Source organism: Methanoregula sp., assembly GCF_023227875.1.
Classification (GTDB): Archaea; Halobacteriota; Methanomicrobia; order Methanomicrobiales; family Methanospirillaceae; genus Methanoregula.
Genome location: NZ_JALOCH010000016.1, coordinates 17,643 through 30,561 on the forward strand (window position 1 = coordinate 17,643; position 12,919 = coordinate 30,561).

General features: G+C 50.8%; 7 protein-coding genes. 2 read left to right on the plus strand and 5 right to left on the minus strand.

Annotation, left to right across the window (positions count from 1 at the left end; all coding sequences use genetic code 11):
• Position 1: 1 nt before the first annotated feature.
• The 3 genes from M0R30_RS13325 to M0R30_RS13335 all read right to left on the minus strand — a co-directional run bounded on the left by M0R30_RS13325 (position 2) and on the right by M0R30_RS13335 (position 8,089).
• On the minus strand, positions 2 to 2,866 hold the full coding sequence (locus M0R30_RS13325; protein ID WP_292547721.1) for a PD-(D/E)XK nuclease family protein: 2,865 nt from the start codon (positions 2,864 to 2,866) through the stop codon (positions 2 to 4).
• A gap of 305 nt (positions 2,867 to 3,171) precedes the next feature.
• Positions 3,172 to 6,849 carry an AAA family ATPase gene (locus tag M0R30_RS13330; protein WP_292547724.1) on the minus strand — a complete coding sequence of 1,226 codons (3,678 nt, stop codon included), beginning with the start codon at positions 6,847 to 6,849 and terminating at the stop codon, positions 3,172 to 3,174.
• 10 nt (positions 6,850 to 6,859) lie between these two features.
• On the minus strand, positions 6,860 to 8,089 hold the full coding sequence (locus tag M0R30_RS13335; protein WP_292547726.1) for an exonuclease SbcCD subunit D C-terminal domain-containing protein: 1,230 nt from the start codon (positions 8,087 to 8,089) through the stop codon (positions 6,860 to 6,862).
• 354 nt (positions 8,090 to 8,443) lie between these two features.
• Here M0R30_RS13335 and M0R30_RS13340 point away from each other — a divergent pair, with 354 nt between their 5' ends.
• Both M0R30_RS13340 and M0R30_RS13345 read left to right on the plus strand, forming a co-directional pair.
• A complete protein-coding gene (locus M0R30_RS13340; protein ID WP_292547728.1) occupies positions 8,444 to 8,824 on the plus strand; it encodes a hypothetical protein in 381 nt (126 codons plus the stop codon).
• 228 nt (positions 8,825 to 9,052) lie between these two features.
• Positions 9,053 to 9,706, plus strand: a complete 654-nt coding sequence (locus tag M0R30_RS13345; protein WP_292547730.1) for a TMEM175 family protein — start codon at positions 9,053 to 9,055, stop codon at positions 9,704 to 9,706.
• 65 nt (positions 9,707 to 9,771) lie between these two features.
• Here M0R30_RS13345 and M0R30_RS13350 read toward each other — a convergent pair whose 3' ends face one another.
• Both M0R30_RS13350 and M0R30_RS13355 read right to left on the minus strand, forming a co-directional pair.
• A complete protein-coding gene (locus M0R30_RS13350; protein ID WP_292547732.1) occupies positions 9,772 to 11,025 on the minus strand; it encodes a Coenzyme F420 hydrogenase/dehydrogenase, beta subunit C-terminal domain in 1,254 nt (417 codons plus the stop codon).
• A 1-nt stretch (position 11,026) separates the two neighbouring features.
• The gene (locus M0R30_RS13355) at positions 11,027 to 12,877 is read right to left on the minus strand and encodes a molybdopterin-dependent oxidoreductase (RefSeq protein WP_292547734.1); all 1,851 of its coding nucleotides are present in this window, start codon (positions 12,875 to 12,877) and stop codon (positions 11,027 to 11,029) included.
• Positions 12,878 to 12,919: the final 42 nt, after the last annotated feature.

The following is a 12,919-nucleotide window of genomic DNA, read 5'->3' on the forward strand; positions in this document are numbered from 1 at the left end:
ATCAGGTCTCCTCCCCGGTCTCTAAGATTCGATAGGGATCGAAACGGCAGATCCGTTTGAAGTCGCAATACTCATTCGGGCATTTCTCTTCCGGGGGGAGTGGGAACCGTCCGTTCCGTATCCCGTCAATGTACGCGAACGCACATTCACGGGAGTGTTGGATCGTACCCGGGAAATCCACGGACGGACGGAGCCGGGAGATCATCAGGTCTTTTGATGATGAGTCTGCAAGGACAATATTCCGCTCGACTTCGCGCCGGATTTTGTAATATCCTCCGCCAATCCCGTGCAAACCGGTGATCTGCTCGAAGGCAAGCAGGTAAAGCGGCAGTTGAAGGGCAGTTCCCGCCACGATATCCTTTGCCTTGGGATGCGATGCTCCGGATTTATAATCATAAATGAGGAACTGCCCCTCCGGAGTAACATCAATCCGGTCTATCCGGCCCCGGATGCGCAGTTTCTCCGTGCCATCCGGTGACGCGAGTTCAACCGGTTCCAGTGACGATGCGGGATCATCCAAAGCATCAGTTTCCATTCCGAAAGAGAACTCGAAACGAGAAGGCACAAGTGGCGAGTCGGATTCCTGCGTTTCGCTCTCAAGGAATCGTTCGAAATAGCCGGGACCGGTATTCCGGTTCCCAAGCATCAGGATCCTTGTCGCATCCCAGAGCGGGCTCTGGAATGAATACTTCTCCAGTTCGGCACTTGCCAGATGGATAATCATTTCAGTTGCATCCGCAAGCGATGACAGAGTGATCTTCGTATTGCCGGCAGCACGCCATTCCCGGTAAAATGTGCTCAGGACATTGTGAATGGCTGTCCCACGATCGCTTGCTGAGAGGTTAGGTTCCACTTCCGGCAGGGCCTCAAGACCGATCACCCGGTTCAGGAAATACGCAAAGGGGCAGGTTGCATAGGTCTCAAGGCTTGTAGGGGACCAGACGTGATCAGCACCATATTGTTCTGCAAGAGCAGCACTGATCGATTCATCCTTGGAAAGAATCCCGTCATATGCTGAATCGCATTCGGCTCTCCGGTAGAACCGTTCCATATTGATATGTTCGGTAAGATCGCTGATGTTCAGAGAATCCGGAATCAGGTTGAGAACGGTACAGACTTTCTCATCGCGAATCCCTTTCCCTGCATCAATCGCCGTAGTCCTTCTGGATGCAACAGGATTTTCTGTCGAAGCAGGCCATGGGCAGTCTCCGGTTCGCATCCGGACCCGTTCGAAAAATGCCGATGTGAGCAGGAGCTTCTCACCATCGGCAAGCGGGGCGCTCAGATAAATTGTGGACTTTGCAGAAAGCAACGCTGCAATGAAATAATATTGTACCTCCCGAAGGATCTCGGAGAGAGAACGGGTTCCCATCCGGACATTTTCCAGTGAATTTGTAAAGGGAAGCCGGGTTGTCAGACTGGGAAAAACTCCCTCCGTAAGACCTCCAATAAATACGACCGGGAATTTCATATGCTCACATTCACGGATACCAAGGAGAGTAACACCATCGTCGTCCTGTCGGGCAGTATCGTCGGGTTCCTCAGAGATAGAAGAGAGCAGCCGGGAAAAATCTTGTGAAGATATTGGCTCATCCGCCGGCAACCATGCGATATGCTCCAGGCCCTGAAGACGCGTAAGGAATTTTTTCCTGTTTCGGATCTCCCGCTCCTCAAGGAGTTTATCCGGTGCACCGAACATGTATGGGATATCCCATGACTCAAGGAATTTCTGGTAAGCGAGGATGTGATCCCGGAGTATTTTCTTTTCGGAAAGCGAATCCAAGTCACGAATAAGAATCTGCATTCCCTCTCGTACTCGATTCACTGTGTGCAGAGATATTCCCCGGAAATTCTTCGCCCGATCAGGATCCTCCATCTGCTGATGGAGCCAGTCCAGTTGTTTCATCCAGGGAGGATGAGGCCCGTCTATTCCGGCATACCGGGAAACGAGATCAATTTCTTTTGCATCAAGACCGGACGATCCACCGGGTACTGGGCCTTTATGAAAGAACGGGCTCCCAATGAACCGGACAACATCCTCACGCACATACCCGCTGGAGGCGAGGCTGGCGATTCCGATAAGGAACTGGACAATCTGTGCCCGTGAAAACCGGGGGCCGACCGCCGCGTTCCACGGGATCCCAAAATCGGAGAATACCTCTTCGATAAGTGAGAGATCCCCCCGAAGATCCGGGAACGCTACTGCAATATCGGAAAGAGGTATCCCCCCCGAATTCAGCCGGCAGATTTCTGCTGCAATCTTGTATACTTCAGCATAACGTGTTGGGAATGTCTCCACGTTGAAGAAATCTCCTGCTGCAAAGATTCCGCTCTCGGAAAACAGTCCGCTGATTTGATATGCTGCTGAGGAGGCATCAGATGAAGGGGGGATTCCGGGCCGGTTTCCTTCAGCAGACCGGGTCCTGAAAATATTCCGATCTATACCGTCCGGTATGAAAATGAAAACTCTCCCGACATGGACCTGTATTGTCTCGAAGAGATCCTTTTCGAGCGGCAGAGGCTCATGGAACCCATAGATGAAAACCGTGCCGAGCAGGGATGATTCGGAATGGTTCAGGAAATCAATAGCCCATTCAAGGATTGTGTTCCCGTCATAAAGGTCTAGTTTTCTGAGCCGACTCCGGTATTCGGTAATGATGGTATCGAGCTGATCGCTCTTCTCGCTTTCAAGATCCAAAAGACATTCAGGGAACGGTACCTTCCGGGTCAGTGTTACATTCATGAAGGTCATGAGATCGTCAACCGTTCCGGAAGACGCACGATCACGGGATTTGAAAAGAGGGACTTCAATTTCAGGATCTTCGAGAATCTGTGTGAGCAGGAGTTTTGCTTCCCCTTTTGACACGAACCTTTCTGTGGTGCGATTCTCTTCGAAAAGGATCTTGCAGAATCCCTCCAATGTACAAATCCGGGAGGGAATGAAGGGAACATTATTCGCTGTCAGGTACCCGGTGACGTGAAGAACCAGTCGCTGGGTGGGAAGCAGAAGCCAGCTTGAGAACGGATCTTCCTTTGCTTCAGAGGCAAAATTATTAATAACTGACTCTAGCTGTTCCCCAGGAAGTCCAAAAGTTATCTGGTGAGTGGGCATGTGCGTACCGGTAAATGTGCATTACCTGAATGTTAAATTCACGATTCCAATTTTTCCTGCTAACGAAGGTTTGAGCACCCCGGACCGTAAAGCCGGCTCCTCCCACTCCCAATCTTTTCAACCTGGATTTGAATCGGAATCCTTTCTTTTAATGTAGTAACATGGGAAATCATCCCGATGATCTTTCCTTCCCGCTGGAATGATGAGAGCGTTTTAAGTGCAGTCTCAAGAGTATCTTCATCCAGTGCCCCGAATCCTTCATCGAGAAACAGAGAATCAATCCTTACATTGTGACTTGCCATCCCGGAGAGTCCAAGCGCAAGAGCGAGACTTACAAGGAACCTCTCCCCGCCGGACAGGTTTTTTGTTGTACGGATTTCTCCGGCCTGGTAATTGTCTATGATATCAAGATCGAGCGGAGATTCCTTATTTTGAATAAGGAGGTAACGATGTTCGCTCATAGCCCGAAGATGTCGGTTGGCCTGCACCATGAGGGTCTTAAATGTCAGTCCTTGTGCAAATACTTTGAACTTTTTACCATTAGCAGAGCCGATTAGTTCATTAAGTTTCTGCCATCTAACGAATTCTTTTTTCTGTTTGATAATCTCTTCCGTGAGAACCTTTTGTTTTTCTACCTGCTCGTCATATTGTTCGAGTTGTAACTGAATCCTTCCTATATCTATGCGAAGTCTATCCATACGGGCCTTATCATCGTCGATGGCAATCGCGAGGTCTTCGCGTTTTTCCTGAGTAAGAGACCGCTCTCGTTCTGCCGTCAGTTTTACCGTCCGCTCTTTGAGACCAGCGTCAATTTCAGTCTCCTCGCGCACAATGTCTTTTTCGAGTTTTTCTAGTGCAGTGAGCCGATTTGGTGGCAGCCTGGCGGAAAGGAACGATTCTTCGTTCGAAAAACCGGCTCCGGTAAGGGCACTTGAATATTGTAACTCTTTTTCCTCAAGAACAGATAGACGTGCAGATATTTTTGCGGCCAGGGCTTTGATCTGTTCCTCACAGGTATTCTTCTGTTTATCAACGAGATTTTTTGCATCAGTTGCAGCAGCAAATTTTCCTTCTGCTTTTTCCACTATTTGGATTACCCGTGCTTCTTCGACTGAGGGGTCTTTCTCATTGTAGAGTTTCTTCCGATCTGCCGAATATTTCTTGAAATCCTCATCAATCAGGGTAAGTTTTTCCGAGATCTCATTGAAGCTCTTTTCTGCCACCAACAGAAGTGACCGGTTCTTTTCAATCATGGCTTCGCATTGCTGTAACGAGTTTTGCAGATCCTGACATCGTGAAAGGTTTTCCACGAACCTATCACGGCGGTCAGTCAACGCTGTGAGGATTTGATCAGCAATAGGGGCATGATTGAAGATGATTATATCGTATTCTTGTATTGATTCAAGGAGCGTCGCATTCTGCCGCTTAAATTCCGCGTCCGTTGCAGCAATTTCTTTTATAAGTCGTTCTTTATCCCGTGCTTTTTCATCGCGGATAGAGAGCACCTTCTCATATTCTCTTTGGATTTCCGCGAGAACATCCTTTTCCCTGCCGACTTGACTTTCACCTTTCTGTATCTCCAGCCCTTTTTCTTCAGCGCGGATCAACGTCTCACGGGTTTTTTGAAGCAGTTTCGTCGATTCAACTAAAGCTGTTGCGATTGCAGGTTTCGGGTTGTTCCCGACCGAAAGACCGAGATCGCGGCACCCGTCATCTAAGTCTGATGTTGCCTTTCTGATTTTCAGCACAAGACCCTGAACGGAAGACTCGCCAGCTCGGATTTCTGCATCGTAACGCGCGAATTCCACTTCGATATGGCGGAGATTTTTCTGAAGTTCTTCTCCCTCTTTTTTATACTCGTCATATTTTTTTTGTGCGTCATCTGTTTCCGGTTCGATCCCTGCGCATAAGGGGTGATCAGTTGAACCGCAGAGCGGACAGGGAGCCCCGTTGTGGAGTGTCTTCCGTGCTTCTTCATAACTTTTAATTTGGGCGATGTATAACAGATTTTTTTCTGAAACTTTCACAAGTTGAACTACCTTTTCCAATTCTTTTTGCAGGGAACTGTATCTCTGCCGGTCCCTTGCCTGTTCAGCACGGGAAGTATTGATGGTTTTAGCGTGTTTCCCCCGTTCGGCTGTGTCTTCTTCAAGACGAGAGAAAAGATCCAGAAGCAATTGGATATGATTCCGGCGATCGCTTTCCCGATCAGCAAGTACACGCAGCTCAGCAATATCCCGGTTTCCGGTTATCTCGGCAAACTCCTTTTTTGCCCGGCTTAATTCAGCAATGATATCCATTACTTTTTTTGCCACATTATCCTGTTCCGTTTTTCTTAGGAATACGATCTGCTCTGCATCCGCAAGAACATTCTCGACCTCGTGCAGTTCCCTTCGCTTCTTTTCAGCCGTCTCCTCGGTACCATGTATCTGTCGGATGGCGGATTCAATTCCCGAAAGGGACTCAATCAGTTTCTGGTCACGGGGGTGCACTCCCAGATATGCTGTTGCGTTGGAAAGGCTCGGCCTGATATCCTTCAACTGGGATTCAGCTGACTGAATAGCCTGTTTATATTTTTCTCTTTCTTCTTCGGCTTGGCGTTTTTCCTTCTCGCGCTCATCCCGTTTTGCGAGAGTCTCCCTGATTCGGCCGTCAAGATCACGGACTCGCTTGATCAACTCATCTTCCTTTTGTTTTTCATCAACTGCTATGGTCTGATGTTCCAATGCAATCTGAAATGCATGAAGTACGTTTGTATACGCAACGCAAAATCCGCCGAGTTCAACTTCATATAATTTCTTTTCTGTAATTTCCTTTTCCTGCAGAACACGTAGTGTAGAAAGCCCGGAATAGATCCCTTCGAGGTCACGAGCTTTCCGGGCAAGGTGGAGGGTATCGAGGTCTTTTCTTGATGCCTCTTTTTGTGTTGTAAGTTCCAGATGTTTTCGCTGCAGATCCGAGATTTCCGTTTCTAGGGTTGCTATGATACCCAGCCACGCGGTTGCATCCTCAAGACATTTTAGGTTGGCAGAGATCTCCAGTATCTTTTTCTCATGCTCCCGTTTCTCATTCCGGAATGCTTCAGCCTGTTCCGGGGTCATCATTCCGACAGTATCCACTCTTGCCTTCAACTCGTCAAGCCGTGCCTTTTCCAGTCCAAATCGCTCGTGGACTTTTATCGAGATCTCGCCGTAGATTTCCGTGCCGGTTACCTTTTCAAGAATCGTCCCGCGTTCGTCAGACTTTGAATCAAGGAATTTGTCAAAGTCACCCTGTGCAAGAAGAATGGACCGGGTAAACTGCTGGTAATCCAGCCCCGTAACAGCTATAACTTTTTCTTGAACCTTTACCTGTTTTGATTCAAGGGGAACGCCGGTTTTTACATCAACAATTTCATGCTTCGAGGGTTGTAATTTCCCATCCGGCTTTTTGTCCGCTCGCCGCTGACTCCACATGCACCGGAAATGACCTTTGTCGGACTCAAATTCAACTTCAGAAAAATATTCCCCGGTCTGGAGTGACATAAGCTCGCCAGCATTACTTGAGATCTTTCCCAATCGCGGTGTGTGACCATATAATGCAAGACATAATGCATCAAGAATCGTGCTTTTCCCAGCCCCGGTAGGTCCGGTTATCGCAAAAATGCCTGATGATATATATTCAGGATCGGTAAAATCGATCTTCCACTCACCAGCGAGAGAGTTCAGATTTTTAAAACGAAGTGAAAGAATACGCATCTTACAGTCCTCACTCAGCGAGCGTATCTTCCTCGTTCATCTCATGAAGGATCTCCAAGAATGCATCCATCAGCTCCTGTCGATCTTCAATAGGGAGATTCTCCGCATCTATGCAGCGTTGGAATACATCCATCTCGGAAAGGACTTCAAGAGATTCACTTTCTTCTTCAGACTTGAATTCATAATTTCCCACATCCAGAGGTTTTGTCCGTATGAGCACGACATTGGTTCCATCTGTTAACTCGCGAAGCTGAGCCTGTACGGTGGATGCGGAATGTGTCCCGGAAAAGAGCACTTCAATCCAAACATTATGATCGAGTTTAATGAGAGATCTGATTTCATTTTCAACAGACCTGATATCACCTTTAAGAGTACGGATGTCCTGGAATTTTGGTACAGATATAGTACGGATTATCCGGGATCCAGATTCAAAATCAATGATCACAACCTGTTTTTGCTCGCCCGCATCTCCAAATCCAAGGGCAATCGGCGATCCACAGTATCGCATTGAATCTTTACCGGAGATGATTTGAGGTACATGGAGATGTCCGAGTGCCAGATAGTCGATCCCGTCACACAGGTTTTCCGCCTTGATTCGTGCAAGGTTTCCAACATAGAGTTCACGAACGCCATCGTCATCAACGGTCTTCCCCCCGGAGACAAACAGGTGGCCCATTGCAACAATCGGGATTTGTCCTCCAAGTTCATCCCGCTTTGCTTTAGCAATCCCAACAACCTGTAGGTAATGTTCCTGGACCCCTTTCTCAAGTTTCTGTGTTTTGTCTTCAATGCTTTCGCCCGGTTCAGAAAGGCGGATATCCCTGTCGCGGAGATATGGAACGGCACAGACAATAAGTGATGGCTGGTCCTTGTCATCATCGATTACAAGAATCTCGTCTTCCGGATTATCCGGTATCGATCCAAAAACATGAATGTGAAGATGTTTTAAAAGTTCCTGCGGCGCGTTGATCAGGGATGGGGAGTCATGGTTGCCGGCAGTAATAATGACCTGAAGACCCGGTATTGCAGTGACGATGTTAAGAAATTGATAATAGAGTCCCTGTGTTCGGTTACTGGGCGTACTTGTGTCAAAGATATCTCCAGCAACAAGGAGCACGTCAATCTGTTCTGTCTGTATCAAACGGGCCAACCAGATTAAAAACGCCTCGAACTCTTCATGCCGCTTGTGTCCGTAAAGCGAGCTACCCAGGTGCCAGTCAGAGGAATGGAGAATCTTCATGGGAAAAACACATTTACCGGCAGAGATCTGCTACACTTTTTAGTTGATCGTTGCTGGTGAATTATTTATCCTTTTATAACAGGATTCTATAGTCTTGACTCAACACAGAAAAAATGACTGGCAGCAGTACTAACTTAAAACGAGGAGCGGAGGAACAACCTCCTTACCGCGTTGCGCACGCAGGAGTCCCGGTTCCCACAGATCCTCCTCATCTCCCACATCTCGGAGATCCAAGGAGAGTTTGCAAATACGCTGATGGTGGAGATGGGTACCGACAATTCGAACCGGGTGAAAGAAGTAAAGTGAGACGAGAGGAGGGACCGGCCATGCATTCCGGTCCCAGGATAATGAGTAATGCCGCACTGTCCGTTCTGTTCCAGCGATAAAGTTTACCGCCTGCTCGATACCCTGCGCTGCAAGCGGTGCAAGAATATCTGGAAAGAGGGCGGGGACTCATCCGCTGTGAGCGGCCCTGCGGTCCCGGACACTTCTCTGAGGATCAGGAAACGGACCGAACCCCTGGAAAAACGTATGGCGAAGAAACTGGATGAATGCCTCACCCGGTGCAGCGGAAAATTTTGTATCACAACAATAGCTTGGCAGGCCAGCGATATTTCAGAGGAACTGTTCAGGAGATATATCAGACAATGCGTGAAAAACCGGACTCTCGCAGAAACGAAAGATAGCTACGGGCGGACATGGTATTCACGGCATGGCACGAAGAGTAAAAAATAGGGGATTCACCGGGAAAAAGGGGAGATCCAGACCCTTGACCGGGGCGAAGCAATCATCTCCACGATTGGCATCCCGTTTCCGGTCTCAACGCGGATCCACCGGTACGAAGACTACATTGCCACGCTCAATGCGGAGAAGAAGCGGGATATCCGGCAGGGACTCTCGACCGGGTTCTGACGGACCATCCTGGTTTAATAGCATTATCATACAATTTACATCCAGACGATTATGACCGGACACCCCGACCATCCTCCCCACATCATCCCCAAGGAACGGATCGGCAATCTTATCGACGCGATATACGCGTTCTCCATGACACTGCTCGTCATCACCATCAGCGTTCCGCCCAAGTACCTGCACACGGAGATTGCAGAACCGGTGCAGGACATTCTCACAAACGTACTCCCGGATATCCTGCACTACTTTATCGCGTTCATCATCCTCGCGCTCTTCTGGTACTTCGAGCACCAGCGCTTCCACCACCTCCAGCACCTCGACCGCCCGCTCCTTGTCATGAACATCGCGAGCCTCGCGTTCGTCTGCCTCATCCCGTTCACCACGAACGTGGCGGGTGACTTCCCCTACGATATGTTCGGTGCCATACTCTTCGAACTGAACATCTTCGTGATCGGTATGATCGCCTTTGTCCAGTGGATCTATATCATGAGCAGGGGGACATACCTTACCCCCCGCCTGGAACCGCACTGGATCCGGCGTGAACTCCAGTGGGCGCTCGTCTTCCCGGCGCTGGCACTCATCGGGATCATCCTTGCAGTCCTCCGGCAACCGGCGACATCCGCCATCTTCCTTCTCGCACCATTTATCATGGCAGTCCTGTTCTGGAAAGACCCGGTGAAGGCCGCCAGCTCGAAAGATCAGTAACAGAATATTCTTTTTAGGTTACAACACGGGAACCGGAAAATTTCCTGCCCATGTTAAAAAAAAGATTAGTGCCCCTTGAGGGGGTTGAATACGTTCTCGTAGATCATGTCGCTGCCGGTATTGTGGAGCCGGGCACGCTCGGTCTTTTCCTCCACAAATGCCATGAGCGGCAGTTCCATATTCTGGCCGGGAACATGGCCAAACATCTTCTCGAGCTCGACCTGCTGCGCGTGCATGAACATGGCGTTGGGGATCTCCGCGGGGCAGAGTTCCTGGCACTGGCCGCAGTTCACGCAGGAGTCTGCAATATGTGCGAACCGGATCAGGTGGAACATAAAATTCGGGGGTATATCCCCGGGCGTTACATAGGCCGGGTTCTTTGTCGTGCAGTCTATGCAATAGCAGATGGGGCAGGCGGAGATGCAGGAGTAACACTTGATGCAGCGGGAGGTCTCGGTCATGATCGTCTTTAACCGGTCCTTGCCTTCTCCGAGGCCCTCGAAATCGTGCTTTCTCCACTTCTCGCCGAGTTTCATCATTGCGCCCTCGACCTTTCCGCGGATCTCAAGGCCCTTGGGATTAGGTGCCTCGGTTGCGAGGACGCCGGATTTTACGGCGCCATCGAGAAGTTTTGCACCCTTCTCTGAACAGACCTCGACAAAGGTTGCCTTTCCGGCACGGGGTCCGATAACTCCCCAGTTCCCGCAGGCAAGGTCTGCCTGGCGGGGGACTTTCATCTTGCAGCGGCGACAGTTTGACCTGCGGCCATAACCGGCCTCTTCGAGTTCGTCAACAGAGATACCCTTGTGTCCGCCTTCGTACTCGATGATGAACTGGCCCTTGTCGATTTCTTCCTTGTGGACTTTGTCCGGGTCAACGTCATATTTGGCAGCGATCATCTTCCGGGCAATGACCGGGCTGACCGATCCTCCGCAGTTAACACCGATCATGATGATGTTGTCGAGGTTGATCTGCTTGCGCTTGGCAAGTTCATAGAATGCCATCGCATCGCAGCCCTTGACGGTAACACCGATCTTCATGGTTTCGGCGCCATCCAGGTACTTCTTGATGAGCTTGGGCAGGAGCAGGGTACCACAGTGGAGCGACCCGGCGGTCTTTGCCAGGTCCTTGGGGTCCTTGATCAGGACCGGTTGTGCATCGTACAGGTCCTTGCCCTTGGTGATGGCGAGTACCGCATCGACTGTTTTTGACTCAAGTGCATGCTTCCAGAGGGAGGTAACTGCACCACCGAGCTCTGCTTTCTTCTGGATCTCTGCGTCGTTGGTCCATGCATAGAGCATATCGCCTTTCTTTGTCATGTTATGCTCCCTCCGTCTTCTCAAGTTTTACCGCTGCAGCCGCAAGCGGCAGGGAAACGACCCCGGTCTTGATCCCGGTAGTTACGTTCGCGGTCATGGTGACTGAACCGTCCTTACCGGATACCTTGACTTTATTCCCGGTGCTGATGCCGAGTTTCTGCGCATCGGCCTTATTGATCGTGACTTTTGCCTCGGGGAATTCACGGACGATCGATGCGGTGTTCAGGGAGAGGGTCCCTCTCGGCCACTGTGCCGCAACAGCGAACGGGTAATCGGCGCTGACTGCTTCACCGGCCGTGTACCCGACTGCTGCGAAGGTCCCTTTCCCGTCTTTTGTGGCAAACTTGTCGGCATAGAGGAATGCTGAACCAAATACACCGCCCGCTGCGGGCCACTGGATGGCCTCGGGCTTCTCGAGCATTGCATACGTGATGCCGGCATAGTCCGGGACGTTCTTTACAATCTCTTCGAAGATCTCGTCAGCGCTCTTGAAAGCAAAGCCCTTGTCGGCACCCATGGCCGTTGCAAGCTCGCAGATGATCTGCCAGTCTGCCCGGGAGGAGCCGATCGGCTCAACAGCCTTCCGTACGCGCTGGACACGACGTTCGCTGTTGGTCACGGTGCCGTCGCGCTCAGTGAATGAGGCTGACGGGAGAAACACATGGGCCTTTGCGGCGGTCTCGGTCATGAACATGTCCTGGACCACGATGAAACCGACCTTGTCGAGAGCCTCTGCGACTTTTGGACCGGCGGAAGCAATGTTCTCGCCCATGACATAGAGCGCCGTGATCTTGCCGGCTGCTGCCGCTTCGATCATCGCGGGGACGGCGTGTCCGTTATCCGCGGGGACGCAGCCCATATCCATGGCACCCTGCGCATTGCTCTTGGCGCGGAGGAGGTTGACACCCGCTCCTGCAACACCGACATTGCCGGTGAGGAGTACAAGGTTTGCCGACGCGCGGAGGATATCGCCGGATACTGCTCCGGCAGAAGTGACGACCGATGCGGGGCTGGATGCAGTGAAGATCTCGGCTGCCTGAGTGACAATACCTTCCGGAATCCCGCAGATCTTTGCCACTGCTTCGGGTGTGCACGGGGCGACTGCGGCCTTGCATTTTTCGAAGTCCTTTGTCTTTTTGGCAATGAAGTCCTTGTTCTCCTTGCCTGCCTTTATGATAGCTGCTGCGACACCGTTGAGGAACGCGACTTCCGTACCGGGGTTTATTGCGATATGGAGGTCTGCGATCTTCGCTGTGGCGCTGGTCCGGGCATCGGCAACGATGACCTTTGCGCCATTCTTCCGGGCCATGATGATCCGGCGACCTGCAAGGGGGTTCTCGTCTAGCGGGTTGCTGCCGATGACAAGGATTGCCTTTGCATCCGAAATGTCAGTGATGGAGTTGGTCATGGCTCCCTTGCCGAATGCATCGGCAAGACCCCTGACAGCGTCTGCATTGCAGCCGCGGCCGCAGTAGTCAATGCTGGCGGTCTTAACCACGTTCTGCGCAAAGTTCTTGAAGACGTAGTTGTCCTCGTTGCAGGTGCGGGCCGATGCCACGCAGCCGATCTCATCGCCCTTGACGGACTTGAGATGGCCTGCGATCTCCTTGTACGCGTCTTCCCAGCTTGCCTCGACAAATTTGCCATCCTTTTTGATCAGCGGGGTTGTGATACGCTCGACGTTATTGACAAACTCGAACGACCTGTTCCCGCGGATACAGACCTTGCCCTCGTTGACCGGGTTGCGGTGCCAGGGCGAGATGCCCGTGACCTGGCCATCCTTGACAACAAGGTTGATCCCGCAGCCGGTGCCACAGTAGGGGCACGTGCTTGGTACGTATTTCAGATCCATGTTCTGTCCTCGAACACTAGTAGTTGGAAAAAAACCATTATT